Genomic DNA, 15,625 nt, shown 5'->3' on the forward strand with positions numbered 1-15,625 from the left:
TCGGACCGGTCCCCGTCGGTGGTGGCGGCCGCGGCTACCTCAATACCGCCGACGGCGGTCTGCTCGCCCACTGCCGCAGTGATCTCGATGCCGTCTCCGTCTGGCTCGGCCGCCACTTACAGAGCCCGACGACGCGCACGCAGTATCAGCACGAGATCGAACGCTACTTGCTCTGGCTCGGCATCGAGCGCGGCAAGGCGCTGGCTGAGGCGACCCCCGACGATGTCATGCTCTATGAGCAGCTGCTGCGCAGCCCGGAGCAGTGGCCACACTGGTACGGCCCCGAATGCCCGCGCAACGACCCGCGCTGGCGACCCTTTGGTAAGCCGTTGGAGGGGAGAAGCCGCTACCAGGCGCTGCAAGTGGTCAGCCGCTGCTACCGCTACCTCGTCGAGCAGGGCTATCTGCGTCTCAATCCCGTCGCCGGGGCCACACATCTAGCGCGGCCGCCGCGCCGGGCAGCGGTTCAGGAGCGCTTCCTCGATGAAGGCCTGTGGCACGAAGTTGGTCGAACCCTGGCCGAGCTCCCACAGCAGACGGCTACCCAACAGGCCCGCTACCACCGCGCCCGCTGGGTGCTCTCGGCGCTCTATGTGCTGCTCGCCCGGGCTAGCGAGTTTGCTCAGGCGCGCATGGGCGATCTCTATAGGGTGCGTCGACCGCACGCCGAGCAGTGGTGGTGGCGTGTGAAGGGCAAGCACCGCCGCCCGGAGGACGCCGCCGATCACGTCCCGGTCCCCTCCAGCCTGATCGGCGAGCTCGCCCGCTACCGCGAGCACCTCGGACTGCCGCCCTACCCAGCCGCCGAGGAGCAGACCCCAATGGTCGTCAGCCTCTACCCGCAGCGCGACGGCTGGCAGCCGGTCCACCGCACCACGATCTATCGCATCGTCAAATCGCTCTTTTTGGCGACCGCCGAGCGCATCGCCGCCGATCACCCGGCCGGGGCCGAAACACTGCGCCACGCCTCGACCCACTGGCTGCGCCATTCCGGCATCACCCATCGGCTCGATCACGGCTGGTCGCTGAAAGAGACCCGCGCCGCCTCGCGCCACGCCTCGCTGCAGAGCCTGTCGCAGTACGTCCACGCCGATCGCGATCGTCTCGCCGAGCAGGCCGAGCAGCTCGATTTAGGGTGGGGGGAGCGGTCTTGATCACTGAGGGAGCAAAGCGTCCGCTGCTGCCGAAGGGAGAAGAGTATGAGCGAGCTTCCGGTTTGCCTGGTTACGGGTGCGGCCCGCGGGATCGGCTACGGCATCGCGCAGCGCCTGGCCGGTGACGGCTGGCATGTGATCATGGGCGATCTCGACGAGGCGGAGTGCCGGACCGCCGCAGAGCGTATCGGTCCCCAAGCTACAGCGATCGCCCTCGATGTGCGCGATGAGTGCAGTATTGAGCAGGCGGTAAACGAGGTGCAGCTAGCCCATGGCAGGCTCGATGGGCTCGTCAACAACGCCGCCATCAGTGATCCCGGCGATTCGAGACCCTGCCGACGGTAACCGCCCCTCTCACTCACCGCCGAAGTAGCGCGATCCAACGCCAGATATTGAGCACCGACGCTAAGGCCGAGGCGACGTAGGTGAAGGCGCACGCGGTGAGGATACGCCGAGCGGCAAGCTGATCCTGCGGCGCAATATAACCCATCGCCAAAATCGGCATCGCCCGCCGATAACTGGCATCGAGTTCAACCGGCAGAGTGATCAGATGCACTAAGGCTGAGACGCCGAACGAGAGCACCCCGACTAAGAGCATCACGCCGATCCCTCCAGGTGATCGCGTCACTAGAGCCATCACCGGCAGCAGCACCATCACCCACGCCCCGATCCGCTCCGCCTGTTGAGCAGCGTGCACCAACGAGGAGCGCAGCTTGAGCGGCGTATAGCCCTCGGCGTGCTGCAGGGCGTGACCGACCTCGTGGGCGGCCACAGCGACTGCGGTGAGAGAGCGTCCGTCGTAGTTCTGCTGCGACAGGCGTACCGCCCGGTCTTGCGGGTCGTAGTGGTCGCCTGCTGCGGTGATCTCCACAGCGACCTCCTTGAGACCGCGCCGATCGAGCAGGTGGCGGGCGAGCTCTCCTCCGGAGCCGGGAAAGTCATCCCGCTCTCTGCTGTAATAGCGCAGTACCGACTGCGCGATATACGACGGCAGGAAAAGCACAGCCAGCACAAGGAGCAGCACTAGAGCAATCACCACGGCAAGATCGCATCTCCCAGTAAAAGCGGTTCCACTTAGCGTGAATCCAGCGAGGACAGCCGCTGAACGAGTTCGGGTACCTTTTTGAAAGGCACCGCTGGAGCCGTTAGTTGGTCCACCGTGCCGGTAATGTAACAGTCGGCATCCGGGGCGTAGAACAGCCACGAACCGGAGACTCCCGTATGACCCAACAACGTAGGGGCGGAAAGAAACGGCTCGAGGAAGCGCGGCGTCTTGAACCGCATCATCGCCAACCCGTACTCAATCGGCCAGCTGGGGGCTTTGGGAATCAACGAGAAGGCGAAGGGGTTCCAGTGCTGCACCATCAATCTAGCCGTCTCAGGAACGTCGAACAGCGCACCGGTGATCAGGGCGCGCATGAAGAGGAGCGTCTCTTCCGCCGTACTGAAAAGATCCCGGAAAGAGCGCAAGGCCAACGGTCTGTGCAGCGGCTCATCGCCGGCCCAAGGTAGAGCAGCGAGCGGCATCGCCGCTTCTGTAGGGGAACCGGGGTGCCACGTCCGAGTCAGCCCGAGTGGTTCGTATAGAAACTCGGCAAATGCCTCATGGATGGAGTACCGCGTGACCGCCTCAATCACGGCGATGAGCAGCTGAAAATTGGTATCCGAGTAGCGGATGGTGTAGCGGGAGCCGTCAAACGGTCGAGGGTCAAAGTGCGCCCCTTTCGCCTGACGAACCCGATGGATCACTTCAGAGAGCTCCCAGTTCCGGTCACCCTCCTCCACGACTTGATCGAGCAGTGCCTTCTTCCCTCTTGGCGCCTCGACGTGGTAATCGGGAAGACCGGAGGCGTGCCCAAGAAGATGCCGCAACGTAAGCTCAGCAGTCTTATCGACTCCCCGTCGTCGATGGAGGCCGTAGACCTGCTCGGCAGGCAGGTGCTCGATAAGCAGATCGTCGATAGAGAGGAGACCGAGCTCGTGGAGACGCAACACCACAGCGCCGATATAGAGCTTGGTCACGCTCGCCAAGCAGTAAGGCGTCGTCGGCCCCATCGGGGTACCGACCGCATCTGCGGTACCGGCGGCGCCAATCCAGCGAAAGGAGCGATCGCCGGGCTCGACACCGACAACGGCGCGTCGAATCCCGCGCAGTGCCAGCAGATCCCCGACCGCTTGTTCTAACACGGCGTGGAGATCGGGCGGCACCGTCCCGTGCTGGATGGTATCAACCATTGACTCCCGCTCCTCCACCGCACTTAAACCAGCATCTATGCATCGCCATACGCGCGCAGATGCAGCTCATGCGACTGGCTGAGATTGCGCAAATGCGCGCAAACACTAGCCGCTCGAAGCGCGCGATTCGACGCGCGGCAGCCAGCGCCCGAACAGATGCAGCGCACGCACGGCTCCGCCATCGCGGCCGCGGTCAAAGTAGCCGGTTACGCCCGCTGCATCGCCGGCCAAAAAGACGTAGTGGTCAAGGTGCCGCCCTGCGCAACCGCCAGCAGAATGGCTGACAAGATCGAGATCGCCGGTAAGACCGTTTGCAAGGGCGGCATGCAGAATCTTCGGCGGCGATTGTGGCACTTCGTCGGCTTCACACATCAGCGCCAACACTTCCGGATCATCGTACACGCTGAACAGAAGATCACCACGATCACCGACCGACACTACGCAGCGCATGCCGCGATCACGATACTCCCCGGTATAGGCCGTGAGCGCTTCTGGTGCCATTGACCTCAGCTGAGGAGTCGCCGCCGCAGCAATCCCCGTACACGCCTCCAGTACGCGCTGCTGAACCTCCCGATTGAAGGCGAGCCCGCCAGGGCTGGCGTTGGTCAGCAGCGCCAGCGCCCATTGATGTTCAGGGAGAAAGAAGAGGTGCGCCTCCTGGCCGTTCGTGCTACCGCCATGACTCACCAGCCAAGCACCACCACCGATGTCGCTCAAAATCCAGCCAATACCCAACGCATCTCCGAACGCCCAACCCGGCGCATGCACGGTGGGGCTGCGCATAGCGCGCAGTCTCGATGCGATCCGCGCTTGCAGATCACGTCCTTCGTCAGCGTAGCTAGCGCCCCCAGCGTGGCCCCCAGCGTGGATTGTCGCCCAAGCGAGCAGATCCGCGATGCTGGTGACGATTCCGCCTGCCGGCGCACTACTGCGCGGCATCCCCCACGGTCTGGCAACCTGCAACGAGCCATCTGCCGCCGGCGTGTGGCCGACGACAAACCGGCGCGTCATGACTTCATCGCGGAACAAAAACGACTCGTGCAGCCCCAGCGGCTGCAACAGCAGCCGGCGAATCGCCGCCTCATAGGTGTCACCGGTAACCTTCTCAATAATCCGCCCTGCAAGGCAGAACGCTGCATTGTTATACGAGAAGACTTCACCGGGCGATGCCAGTTGCGCGACTTCGCCAAGGCGAGAGACGTAACGCGCCAGCGCATCATCGCCCTCGCCCGTATCGGGAAAGAAATCGCCCTCCCAGCCTGCGGTATGATTCAACAGCTGCAACAGTGTGACCTGAGCCGCCGCCTCTTCATCGGCCAGCTGCAACTCCGGCACATAGCAACGCACTGGGGCATCCAGCTCCACACGCCCTTCAGCCTCGAGCAAGAGCAACGCGCTGGCGGTAAAAGTCTTACCGATTGAGCCGGCTTGAAAGAGCGTGTGCGCATCGATCGGCAGCGGGTGATCGATGCTGGTTACACCGCAGCAGGCGTAGGTCGTTTTGCCACGGTGCCATAGCCCGGCAGCGGCACCAGGAATCCCGAATTGATCCGCAAACTTGGTGAGTAAACTTAGCAGTTCTTGGTGATTCATAACTTCTCTATAGCCCCGCTCCAGCTGCTCCGCCGCCCAATCAGCGGTCACCATAGCCGGAATGAGCGGTCGCAGCCAGACGAGCAGGGGCCACTATCTTCCCATCCAAGGCCGACTAGTGGCGTACCACGCGCTACCCCACACCCTCGGCCACTGGACGCTCACTCGGACCACCTTCCTGCGCCCAAGCAAGCTCATCAAGCAGTTCAGCACGATGAAGACGGTTATGGATTGGCGTTAGGATGCGACCTGGAGTAAAGTCGTTGAAAGTCCTTGGCGGTGGGGAGGGGGGCGGACATAGCAGCTTCCCTCGATGAGTTGGCGTCCTCTAAGAAGTGCGCCATTCCGGCGCTCCTGCCATGCCTCTGTGTTGACCGGGTCGCTCTCCTAGATGGTTGATCTCCGCGCGTGGCGGACCAATCGGTGATCGAGGCCCGGCCTTCGACGCGCTGATCGACGCGAGCGCCGACCTTGAAGTCAAACTAAGGTTAAAAGGGCTCCAGTACAGCAACGACAAACCCTTCGAAAAAAATTCACCCGAAAAGGTTACGATGGAACGACCTCTCACGCCAGAGACAGAATCCGCACGCCAGGCCGCTCTAGAGCGCTACGCGATCCTCGACACCGAGCGCGAGGACGCCTACGATCGGATTATCCGGATTATTTGCCACCTCTACGCCGCACCGATCGCCACGGTGACGTTCGTTGACCGGGATCGGCAGTGGTTCAAATCCTCGCGCGGCATTGATGATTGTCAGACGTCACGCGAGATCTCTTTCTGCGGACATGTCGTCTACCAAGCTGAGCCGCTGATCGTTGATGATACCCACCAAGACGAGCGGTTCCACGACAACCCGCTCGTCACCGGGCCACCGCATGTGCGCGCTTACGCGGGCGTGCCGATTGTCTCGCCGGACGGTTTCGTTATCGGCGTTCTCTGCGTACAAGATCAGCGCCCACGCAGCTTTTCCGAGTTGGATCTGACTCCCCTCCAAGATCTAGCGCAGATGGTCACCGATGAGCTGGAGTTGCGCCTTGCCAGCCGGGAGCTGGAACAAGAGCGCAACCTCTTCCTCGGCGGCCCAACCGTTGCCTTCGTCTGGGAGCCGGAGCCGGGGCGCTGGCCCGTCCGCTACATCTCGCCCAACGTGACCGAGGTCCTCGGCTATCGTCCGGAGGAGCTGGTGGGCACCGCCTATGGCGCGCTCATCGACGCCGAGGACCGCGAGCGGATCGCCGCCGAGGAGCGCGCTGCGGCTCACCGGTGCGCCGCGAGATCGACTCAGCCCATTGAGCCCTCCCCCTATCGCCTGCAGGCCGCTGACGGTTCATGGCGCTGGATCTACGAGTCCTCGGTCATCGAGTTCGACGAGCAAGGCCGCTGGATCGCGATCCGGGGCTACATCAACGACATCACCGAGCGGGTCGAACGCGAGCAGGCGCTGGCGGAGGCCAACGAGCGTCTCGCAGAGACGGAGCGCATCGCCCAGATCGGGCACTGGCGCACCTACCCGGATTCCGGGGCGCTACAATGGTCTCCGATGACCTACGAACTCTTGGGATTCGATCCGCGTGGACCTGAGCCAAAATTGGCTGACCTGTTGGAGCGAATTCCTTACGAAGATCACCACCAGGTGGCGGAGTTCCAGTTCCAGGCCGATTCGGATCGCACCGCGTGCGAGGGAACGTACCGGATCCAGCGCCCGGACGGGCGCGTCCTCTGGGTGCGTGAAGTGGCGCAGCAGTGGCACGACGAGCAGGGTCGCTGGGTGGTTCAAGGCACGGTCCAGGACGTTACGGAATACCAGGAGACCCTGCTAGCGCTGCACGAGCGCCAGCGCCAGCACGAGGCCATCTTCCGCCGGGCGAAATCGATCAGTCTCATACAGTTGGACGTCTGCGGCGTTATCCAGGAGGCGAGCCACGGCGCGGAAGTGCTGTTCGGTTATACGCGCGCCGAACTCATTGGGCAGAATGCGGGAATGCTCGCTTCGCCGGACGAGCAGCACCTTCCTGCTCAAGTCATCGAGAGAGTTCGCCTGGGATGTCAGGAAGTCACCGAAGAGATTCGGCCCATACATCGCTCCGGCAGAGTGTTTCCGGCTTTGCTGAGCCTGGTGCCGGTCTTCGACGAGGATCATGAACTAGTCGGGGCGGTAGCGGCTTGTATGGACCTCAGTAAGCAGGCGACCGAGCGCGAACGCTACCGCATGGCGCAGGAGGCGGCCCGTTTCGGGGTCTGGGAGTGGGATCTTGAACGTGATGCCATCTACTGGGACGAGGCCTGCTGGCGCATGCTCGGCTACGACCCGGCCGAAGGGCGGACACTGGGCTTTGCGGATTGGCAGGTGCGGGTGCATCCGGACGATCTGCCGAAGGCCGAGCGCATTGTCTGGGCGAAGATCAATCGGGGCCAGCCGTTCACGACCGTATTCCGCTACCGCCGTGCCGATGGGGGCTGGCTTTGGGTGCAGGGTCGGGGGCAGATCGTGGAGCACGCCGCGGATGGCCGCCCTCGACGCATGGTGGGCACTCATGTGGAGATCGATCGGCTCAAGCGCACCGAGGGCGAACTCCGCCAGCGTGAGCACTGGCTCGGGGCGCTCCAGTCGATCACGGCCAATCCCCACCGAACGCTGGATGACAAACTTGTCGAGGTGCTGCGGTTGAGCGCTGAGGTTCTAGGCCTCCCTTATGCCCGGCTCAGCCGCATCGGTGAGGGGAGCTGTACCATTCGCGCCGCCTATCCGGAACGCGACGCGGCCCCGACCGGGACGGTCCACGAACTCTGCGCCGCGTGCTGCGTACACCGAATCGCTGAGGAGCCGCAGCTGGCCGGGCCGTGGCTTCAGTGGGAGGAGCACAAGCGGCCGGAGTCCGTTCGGGGGGACGGCCCCGTGGGATTCGCCGGCGGGGACGGCGCACGGCGGCTGAGTCCGCTGTGCGGCGAGCGCAATGGCTCGGTGGGCGCATACTTCGCCGTGCCCCTCTGGGCCGGGGACGTGCGCTACGGGGTGCTCCTGCTCTACGGCCCCGAACCCCGCGCACGTCTGACCCGCTTCCAGCGTCAGTTCCTGCGGCTGCTCGGCCAGTGGGTTTCTTACGAACTGACCCAGGAAGCCCATAACGAGGCGCTTGTGGATCAGGCTGAGCGGGACGCCTTGACGGGCGCTTACCGGCGTCCACCGTTCGAGGCCGGACTGGATAAGGCGCTGGCACATCACCGTCGCTACGGCACGCCCGCGGGAGTGATCCTGCTCGATATCGATCATTTTAAGCCGCTGAACGACACCTACGGTCATGCGGCCGGAGACCAGGTCTTGCGCGAACTGGTCGAGCGCCTGCGCCAGGCGCTGCGCGAACCGGATCTCCTGGCCCGCTGGGGCGGGGAAGAGTTCGCGATCCTGGCCCCGGAGACAGATGCTGTGGGGTTGCGCAGCCTCGCCGAGCGGCTGCGCGAGAGCGTGGTGGCCTCACCCCTGATAGAGGGGGTCGGCTTGGTATCGATCAGTGTCGGTGCCACAGCACTTGAGCCGGGCGACGAGGCAAATACGGTGCTGGGCCGGGCTGATAGGGCCCTTTACCGAGCCAAGCACGCTGGCCGCAACCGAATCGCCATTGATCAGGCTGGTCTAGCTAACGAAGCTGGAACGTCCTAAAACGATGTCTGCAACTTCGACACCGGCTTTAAGCCGCCAGAGATCACCAAGGTCCAGTGGTCACCCTTTCACCGCGCATGCGACGGTTGGTTGCCGTGGGCGCTGCACGCCGACTACGCCCCCTGTACGACTCCGCACCCCGGAGGCCTCGGACCGGTCTCCGTCGGCGGTAGCTACCTCACTCCCGCCACGCCTCGCTGCAAAGCCTGTCACAGTATGTCCATGCCGATCGCGATCGTCTCACCGAGCAGGCCGAGCGACTCGATTTAGGATGGGGGGAGTGGTCTTGATGACCGAGCTGGTCAGTGCTTCGTCTGCTGCTGCCGAAGGGAGAAGAGTATGAGCGAGCGTCCGGTTTGCCTGATTACGGGTGCAGCCCCCGGGATCGGCTACGGCATCGCGCAGCGTCTGGCCGACGACGGCTGGCACGTAATCATGGGCGATCTCGACGAGGCGGAGTGCCGGGCCGCCGCAGAGCGTATCGGCCCCCAAGCTACAGCGATCGCCCTCGATGTGCGCGATGAGTGCAGTATTGAGCAGGCACTGAACGAGGTGCAGCAGGCCCATGGCAGGCTCGATGGGCTCGTGACAACGCCGCCATCAGTGATCCGGGCAATGAACCACTTGAGATGCTTAGCTTAGCCCAATGGCAGGCCTACCTCGATACCAACCTCACCAGAGCCTCGGACTATCCCCGTTGGCACGGGGGAATGTGAGGCGGTCATCATCCCGCGTTACCTTAAAGCCACCGCCTCACCTGAGTTAGGTGTACCGGTTCATTTTATCTCGTTGCAACTGTTTCCGCGCTTTTTAGAAGTGGGTTCCCCCTACACCACTGAGAGCCAGCTCAAGCCACCACCGCCACCCACAGGTCCATGACGTTGGTCTGGGTCGGCCCGGTTACCAGCCGCGCACCGGCGGCCGTCAGCGCCGGGCCGGAGGCAAAGCGCTCGGCGGCACGAACCGGGTCGTAGCCAGCCGCCTCCATGCGCGCTGCGGTCTCGCCGTCGACACACCCCCCAGCGGCGGTGGTCGGTCCATCGCTGCCGTCGGTACCGGCACAGAGCAAGGTGACGTCATCACGGCCTCGCGCTTGGATCGCCAATAGCAAGGCGGCGTGCTGGCTGCGTCCGCCCTCCCCCGGCGACGGCGGCAAGGTGACCGTCGGTTCGCCTCCACCGAGCAGACAGACCGGCCCCTGGCTGCGATCAACGCCTGCTACCGCTTGCCACCACGCCTCGACCAGCGACTCCACCGGGCCGGCTAAAGGCTCGGGCCACCGCTCCACCCGATAGCCCAAACGGCGTGCCTCTGCGGCAGCCGCCGCCACCGCTTGGGCGTTGTTGGCGATGATGGTGTGCGGTGGATTCCTGTCCGCCGCCACACCCGGCTCCACCGCTGTTGCCTCTGCATCGTCCAAAAAGCGCAGCACGGCAGTGGGAAGGTGGGGCCGCAGCCCAAGGCGCTCGATCTCCGCTCGCGCCGTGTGGCGAGCGACAGCCGCTGCCGGGCGAAAGGGTGCCGAGGCAATGGTATCCAGATCATCGCCGAGCACATCGGAGAGCACCAACACGCTGCAGCGGGCCGGCATCGCGCGACGAGCCACGCAGCCGCCTTTGACGGCCGACAGCGCACGGCGCACGGTGTTCATGGCGGTGATGTCGGCGCCGGATGCCAGCAGTACCCGCTGCGTTGCTTCGAGATCGGGCCAGTGTCAGCCCGGCGGCCGGCTGCTCCCACAAGGCTGAAGCACCGCCGGAGAGCAGGCCGATGACAAGATCGTTCGCTTTGCATTCATCGAGCAGGGTCAATGCCTCGGCGGCGCCCTGCAAGCTGCCGTCATCGGGCAGCGGGTGACCGGCTTCGACAACACGGATGCGCTCAAGCGCAGGGCTGCCGGTGTGCCCATACTTCACGCTGATCACACCGCCATCAATGCGCTCACCGAGGGCCGCCTCCACGGCGGCCGCCATCGCCCAGGTCGCCTTCCCTGAACCGACGACGATCACCCGCCGAATCGTGCTTAGATCGAACCACTCCTCGCCGATGCGCAGCCACTCGCCGTCGCGCTGCAGAGCCTTTGTCACCGCCGCGTAGCCGTCCACGGCCGCCACTCCGGCGCGAAAGATCGCTTCGCACTGCTGAACTCGACTCAATCGCACCGCCGACCTCGCGCTACGCTCCCGCACCGGGCACTGCCCGCCTCCACAGCCGCCAAAAAGGCACGGATCCGCGGCACGTGACGCTCTAGGCCGTCAAAGCCGTGGCTGCCCTCCTCCTCAACCACCTGCTCGCAGCCGTGCAGCGCGGTGATCGCCTCGCGGGCATCCAGCAGTTCATCGCCGAGTTGAGTAAGCAGCAGCAGGTTTTCCTTCCGGTACTGTGACGGCGCCATGGATCGAAGCGCTTGCAGATGGCCCTCGTGCCACTCATAACGGCTGCCGTCGTGGAGATTAAGACCGCCGGTCGGCCCCAGTGCACAACGCAGCGTTTCGTAGGGGCGCAGCGCCGGATTGATCAGCACCGCCCGCAGACTCGGGAACCGCTCGCTCAAGCAGAGTGCATAGAAACCACCGAGGGAACTGCCGATCACGCCGATGGGCTCGAAGCGCGCCACACACTCGATCAGCTCGCTCAGCGTCTCAAGCGCCAGCTGCGGATGGGTTGGCAGCGATGGGGCGAGGAAATCAACGTCCTGTAACTGCTGACGCAGAAGCATCGCTTTGTGGCCGTACCCGCTGCCGCCGAAACCGTGGATGTAGAGGATCATCCAGCGCACCTCACCGACCGATGCTACCAAGATCGCCTTATGCCCCAAGCAGTGCCACCATAGCGCAACTGATCGCTCAACGGGAAGATCCTCGCATTCGCCACGGCACAGCAGAGGATATAGGGGATTAAGCGATGAAATCACACGACAAACTGAGGTCGAAACTGCTCGACAACCCGGAGGTGCGGGAGGAGTACGAACGGTTGGCTCCGGAACTCGAACTGATCGATTCACTGGTCCGTGCGCGGACCCGGGCGGGACTGACTCAGGCCGACTTAGCCAAGCGGATGCAGACCAGCCAGTCGGTTGTCGCACGACTGGAGGGAGGCAGAACCATGCCGTCGCTCTCCACACTGCGCCGTTATGCAGACGCAACTGGGTCGCAACTCAAAGTCATACTCGAATCCAAAGCATAGGGCAGCACTATGCAACCGCAAGAGACCCACACCCGATGAGCACCTCAACCCCACCCACTGCGCACTCTCCTCTGCCGCCTGAGTCTGACGGCGCCATCACGGCTCGCTCCGCCGCCACTGGCCCCCTCCTCCCCGCCGGCTACGGCTGGCTGCCGTGGGCACTGCACGCCGACTACGCCCCCTGCCCGACGCCGCATCCCGGCGGCCTCGGCCCGGTTCCCATCGGTGGCAACGGCTACCTCAATACCGCCGACGGCGGTCTGCTCGCCCACTGCCACACTGATCTCGATGCCGTCTCCGTCTGGCTCGGCCGCCACCTACAGAGCCCGATGACGCGCACGCAGTATCAGCACGAGATCGAGCGCTACTTGCTCTGGCTCGGCATCGAGCGCGGCAAGGCGCTGGCTGAGGCGACCCCCGACGATGTCATGCTCTATGAGCAGCTGCTGCGCAACCCGGAGCAGTGGCCGCACTGGTACGGCCCCGAATGCCCGCGCAACGACCCGCGCTGGCGACCCTTTAGTAAGCCGCTGGAGGGGAAAAGCCGCTATCTGGCGCTGCAAGTGGTCAGCCGCTGCTACCGCTACCTCGTCGAGCAGGGCTATCTGCGTCTCAATCCCGTCGCCGGGGCCACGCACTTAACACGTCCACCCCGCCGGGCAGCGGTGCAGGAGCGCTTCCTCGATGAAGGCCTGTGGCACGAAGTCGGTCGAACCCTGGCTGAACTCCCACAGCAGACGGCTACGCAGCAGGCCCGCTACCACCGCGCCCGCTGGGTGCTCTCAGCGCTCTACGTGCTGCTGGCCCGGGCCAGCGAGGCGGTAAAGGCGCTACTGATCGTCCTGACGAAAGAGAGCTGGCTCTCCAAGACCGCGACCGGTTCGCCGATCAGATGGAGACCGATCACGCGGCCGCTGTCGTCGTGGAGCGGCTCAGCAACGACAAACCAGTCAGCGGTCCGCTGCACCGGCTCTGCGGCGAGCGTTGACAGATCCATACTGCGGGCAAAATCGACGGTATCGGCACTGAACCAGTTGTTGTGTGCCAGAACAAAGTCGCCGACGCGCGTGTTGCCGGCGATGGCTGGCGAGTCCGCAGCGGCGGCGGCATCGAGCAGCAGCAAATAGCGATTGCCGTCGCGCTCAAAGGTGCGACTGATGCTGCCTACGCCTTGGAGCACTTCAAGACTGCCCTTATAGGTGGAGCCGTCGAAAAGCGGCGCAAACGACTGGATGCTGATTCCGGAGCCCCCAACCTCCAACGTCGCAAAGGGCTGACGCTCTTCGAGCATGCGCCGAATGCCGCTGCGGAAACGGATGTCGTCACCGAACTGCTCCGGCGCCCAGCTGCGCATCACCGAGTGTCCTTGAGCATCGTGAACGTGGATGCGCAGACCCTGAAAGTTGGTGGAGTCACGGTAGAGGCCGATGATACTCTCTAAGGTCGCGAGCCCCTGCGCACGCTCCCCACCCTGCAAAATGTCGAGGATGGCCGGCTCCCGCGACAGTGCTACGGCACTGCCGATGCCGAAGTCCTCCTTCGACTGCAGCCGCTCGGCAAGGACTAGGCGCAGCGTCGCAGCGCGCTCCGCTACCACTTCCTCGGTCAGCTTCGGCTGTATGCTCTGCAGCGCGATCAGTCCGAGTGCTAGAAAGAGCGTGCCGGCCAGACCGACGATGAGCAGTAGCCGCCGTTTGAGCGAGAGCGCTTGCAGCACCATCAGTTACCCCTTGCTGTTTATTCTGTTTCGATTGAGTTAGGCGCTGCAACGATCCGGGATGAGGGCGACGGCACTGACTGCAGCAGAGGTAACACCGCCGGCTACCTGTCTTACAGGCCCGCACTTATTGGCTCATAAACCTAATGGTTATTGTAACACAGGCGTCGACACTGGCTGCTCTTCCACAGCAGACCGCTACGCAACAGGCCCGCTACCATCGCGCCCGCTGGGTGCTCTCGACACTCTACGTGTTGCTAGCCCGGGCCAGCGAGTTTGCCCAAGAGCGCATGTGCGATCTCTACCAAGTGCGTCGGCCGCACGCCGAGCAGGCCCATGGCAGGCTCGATGGGCTTGTGAACAATGCCGCCATCAGTGATCCCGGCGATTCGAGGCCCTGCCAAAGGTAACCGCCACTCTCACTCACCGCCGAAGTAGCGCGATCCAACGCCAGATATTGAGCACCGACGCTAAGGCCGAGGCGACGTAGGTGAAGGCACACGCGGTGAGGATACGCCGAGCGGCACGCTGATCCTGCGGCGCAATATAACCCATCGCCAAAATCGGCATCGCCCGCCGATAACTGGCATCGAGTTCAACCGGCAGAGTGATCAGATGCACTAAGGCTGAGACGCCGAACGAGAGCACCCCGACTAAGAGCATCACGCCGATCCCTCCAGGTGATCGCGTCACTAGAGCCATCACCGGCAGCAGCACCATCACCCACGCCCCGATCCGCTCCGCCTGTTGAGCAGCGTGCACCAACGAGGAGCGCAGCTTGAGCGGCGTATAGCCCTCGGCGTGCTGCAGGGCGTGACCGACCTCGTGGGCGGCCACAGCGACTGCGGCGAGAGAGCGTCCGTTGTAGTTCTGCTGCGACAGGCGTACCGCCCGGCCTTGCGGGTCGTAGTGATCGCCTGCTGCGGTGATCTCCACAGCGACCTCCTTGAGACCGCGCCGATCGAGCAGGTGGCGGGCGAGCTCTCCTCCAGTGCCGGGAAAGTCATCCCGCTCTCTGCTGTAATGGCGCAGTACCGACTGCGCGACATACGACGGCAGGAAGAGCACAGCCAGCACAAGGAGCAGCACTAGAGCAATCACCACGGCAAGATCGCAGCTCCTAGTAAAAGCGGTTCCACTTAGCCTGAATCCAGCGAGGATAGCCGCTGAACGAGTTCGGGTACCTTTTTAAAAGGCACCGCTGGAGCCGTTAGTTGGTCCACCGTGCCGGTAATGTAACAGTCGGCATCCGGGGCGTAGAACAGCCACGAACCGGAGACTCCCGTATGACCCAACAACGTAGACTTAGCAGTTCTTGGTGATTCACACTTTCTTCAAGGCTTCGGCAGGGACGGCGCGAACAGGTAGGCTTTGAGAAAAGATCAGATCTTTAGCAGCCGCTTCGAGGATCTTGCGGTGTTTGGAATTCACTGGGAAGGATAACGCAGACCGATAGGCGAGTGCTAGCGGTTTACGCTAGGACTAGGATCGCGGGTCAACAGAGCTGCGGGCCAGCGCCGAGGCTCACAGATTACGGCTGTGCTTGCCGCTATTGCGTTTTTCGTTTATTGCGATTAGATTTGTGTTCGGACATACGAACCCGGGGTACCCATGCAAACACCCAGGGCGATAACCAACTCCCCGACCATGAGGCTGCTGCCCTTGCTCGTGCCAGCGCGACGGAATTGAGCAGACTGCTGGCTCAGCAGCCGGTCTCCGACCGAGCCCGGGTTCAACTCGACGGCACCGACTTGGTGCTACCACGCCAAGCGCTTGCGCTGCTGCGTGACCTGCTTGGCGAAATGGCCCGGGGCAATGCGGTAACGATCGTGCCGACGCATGCTGAGCTCACGACGCAGGAAGCGGCAGACATCCTAAATGTCTCGCGACCGCATCTCGTCAAGCTCCTAGAACGGGGTGAACTGCCCTTCTCTAAGGTTGGCACCCATCGGCGAATTCGATACCGGGATCTGCTGGCGTACAAGGCTGGGCGTGACCGCGCCAGCGAAGAGGCCTTAGATGCACTGACCGAACAAGCCCAAGATCTCGACATGGGATACTGACGTGCGCCATGTGGTGGT

At 63.6% G+C, this 15,625-nt stretch carries 17 protein-coding genes; 7 read left to right on the top strand and 10 right to left on the bottom strand.

Annotated elements, in window-relative coordinates:
* On the top strand, positions 1 to 1,154 hold a 1,154-nt coding region (locus CKO15_RS09415), incomplete at its 5' end, for a tyrosine-type recombinase/integrase (protein ID WP_200195443.1).
* Positions 1,155 to 1,199: 45 nt separating this feature from the next.
* Positions 1,200 to 1,499: an SDR family NAD(P)-dependent oxidoreductase gene (locus CKO15_RS09420; protein ID WP_200195449.1), complete on the top strand. Its 300-nt coding sequence runs from the start codon at positions 1,200 to 1,202 to the stop codon at positions 1,497 to 1,499.
* A gap of 13 nt (positions 1,500 to 1,512) precedes the next feature.
* Here the strand turns inward: CKO15_RS09420 and CKO15_RS09425 are convergent, their stop codons facing one another.
* The 3 genes from CKO15_RS09425 to CKO15_RS09435 all read right to left on the bottom strand — a co-directional run bounded on the left by CKO15_RS09425 (position 1,513) and on the right by CKO15_RS09435 (position 4,982).
* Positions 1,513 to 2,190 carry a zinc metallopeptidase gene (locus CKO15_RS09425; RefSeq protein WP_200195513.1) on the bottom strand — a complete coding sequence of 226 codons (678 nt, stop codon included), beginning with the start codon at positions 2,188 to 2,190 and terminating at the stop codon, positions 1,513 to 1,515.
* 38 nt (positions 2,191 to 2,228) lie between these two features.
* Entirely contained in the window at positions 2,229 to 3,389 is a 1,161-nt protein-coding gene (locus CKO15_RS09430; RefSeq protein WP_200195454.1) for a serine hydrolase domain-containing protein, read from the bottom strand.
* Positions 3,390 to 3,494: 105 nt separating this feature from the next.
* The gene (locus tag CKO15_RS09435; RefSeq protein ID WP_200195456.1) at positions 3,495 to 4,982 is read right to left on the bottom strand and encodes a serine hydrolase domain-containing protein; all 1,488 of its coding nucleotides are present in this window, start codon (positions 4,980 to 4,982) and stop codon (positions 3,495 to 3,497) included.
* A gap of 551 nt (positions 4,983 to 5,533) precedes the next feature.
* Between CKO15_RS09435 and CKO15_RS09440 the strand changes: the two genes are divergently transcribed.
* Together CKO15_RS09440 and CKO15_RS09445 are read left to right on the top strand one after the other, a co-directional pair.
* Complete coding sequence (locus CKO15_RS09440) at positions 5,534 to 8,641, top strand: PAS domain-containing protein (RefSeq protein ID WP_200195458.1); 3,108 nt, start codon at positions 5,534 to 5,536, stop codon at positions 8,639 to 8,641.
* A gap of 339 nt (positions 8,642 to 8,980) precedes the next feature.
* Positions 8,981 to 9,283 (top strand): SDR family oxidoreductase, encoded by a 303-nt coding sequence (locus CKO15_RS09445; RefSeq protein WP_200195460.1) that lies wholly within the window; start codon positions 8,981 to 8,983, stop codon positions 9,281 to 9,283.
* Positions 9,284 to 9,488: 205 nt separating this feature from the next.
* On the opposite strand, the gene CKO15_RS09450 is transcribed toward CKO15_RS09445, so the two are convergent.
* From CKO15_RS09450 to CKO15_RS09460, 3 genes are read right to left on the bottom strand one after another with little or no spacing between them, the layout of a single operon-like run.
* On the bottom strand, positions 9,489 to 10,292 hold the full coding sequence (locus tag CKO15_RS09450) for an MOFRL family protein (protein ID WP_242464696.1): 804 nt from the start codon (positions 10,290 to 10,292) through the stop codon (positions 9,489 to 9,491).
* Entirely contained in the window at positions 10,183 to 10,803 is a 621-nt protein-coding gene (locus CKO15_RS09455; protein WP_200195464.1) for a DUF4147 domain-containing protein, read from the bottom strand. Before CKO15_RS09455 ends, CKO15_RS09450 begins: the two co-directional genes overlap by 110 nt.
* A complete protein-coding gene (locus CKO15_RS09460; RefSeq protein ID WP_200195465.1) occupies positions 10,794 to 11,459 on the bottom strand; it encodes a YqiA/YcfP family alpha/beta fold hydrolase in 666 nt (221 codons plus the stop codon). The genes CKO15_RS09455 and CKO15_RS09460 overlap by 10 nt, the downstream gene beginning before the upstream one ends.
* 86 nt (positions 11,460 to 11,545) lie before the next feature.
* Between CKO15_RS09460 and CKO15_RS09465 the strand changes: the two genes are divergently transcribed.
* Positions 11,546 to 11,827, top strand: coding sequence for a helix-turn-helix domain-containing protein (locus tag CKO15_RS09465; RefSeq protein WP_200195467.1), 282 nt, complete (start codon positions 11,546 to 11,548; stop codon positions 11,825 to 11,827).
* A 44-nt stretch (positions 11,828 to 11,871) separates the two neighbouring features.
* Here CKO15_RS09465 and CKO15_RS09470 read toward each other — a convergent pair whose 3' ends face one another.
* From CKO15_RS09470 to CKO15_RS09480, 3 genes are all read right to left on the bottom strand, one after another.
* The gene (locus CKO15_RS09470) at positions 11,872 to 12,144 is read right to left on the bottom strand and encodes a hypothetical protein (protein WP_200195469.1); all 273 of its coding nucleotides are present in this window, start codon (positions 12,142 to 12,144) and stop codon (positions 11,872 to 11,874) included.
* Positions 12,145 to 12,465 (bottom strand): hypothetical protein, encoded by a 321-nt coding sequence (locus CKO15_RS09475; RefSeq protein ID WP_200195471.1) that lies wholly within the window; start codon positions 12,463 to 12,465, stop codon positions 12,145 to 12,147.
* 152 nt (positions 12,466 to 12,617) lie between these two features.
* Positions 12,618 to 13,547 (bottom strand): cache domain-containing protein, encoded by a 930-nt coding sequence (locus tag CKO15_RS09480; protein WP_200195472.1) that lies wholly within the window; start codon positions 13,545 to 13,547, stop codon positions 12,618 to 12,620.
* Positions 13,548 to 13,690: 143 nt separating this feature from the next.
* On the opposite strand from CKO15_RS09480, the gene CKO15_RS09485 reads away from it, so the two are divergent.
* Positions 13,691 to 13,954 (top strand): hypothetical protein, encoded by a 264-nt coding sequence (locus tag CKO15_RS09485; protein WP_200195474.1) that lies wholly within the window; start codon positions 13,691 to 13,693, stop codon positions 13,952 to 13,954.
* A gap of 13 nt (positions 13,955 to 13,967) precedes the next feature.
* Here CKO15_RS09485 and CKO15_RS09490 read toward each other — a convergent pair whose 3' ends face one another.
* Positions 13,968 to 14,648, bottom strand: a complete 681-nt coding sequence (locus tag CKO15_RS09490) for a zinc metallopeptidase (RefSeq protein ID WP_420842136.1) — start codon at positions 14,646 to 14,648, stop codon at positions 13,968 to 13,970.
* Between the two features lie 581 nt (positions 14,649 to 15,229).
* Here CKO15_RS09490 and CKO15_RS09495 point away from each other — a divergent pair.
* The gene (locus CKO15_RS09495) at positions 15,230 to 15,607 is read left to right on the top strand and encodes a helix-turn-helix domain-containing protein (RefSeq protein ID WP_242464697.1); all 378 of its coding nucleotides are present in this window, start codon (positions 15,230 to 15,232) and stop codon (positions 15,605 to 15,607) included.
* Positions 15,608 to 15,625: the final 18 nt, after the last annotated feature.

This window comes from Halorhodospira abdelmalekii (assembly GCF_016583625.1).
In the GTDB taxonomy this organism is placed as follows: domain Bacteria; phylum Pseudomonadota; class Gammaproteobacteria; order Nitrococcales; family Halorhodospiraceae; genus Halorhodospira; species Halorhodospira abdelmalekii.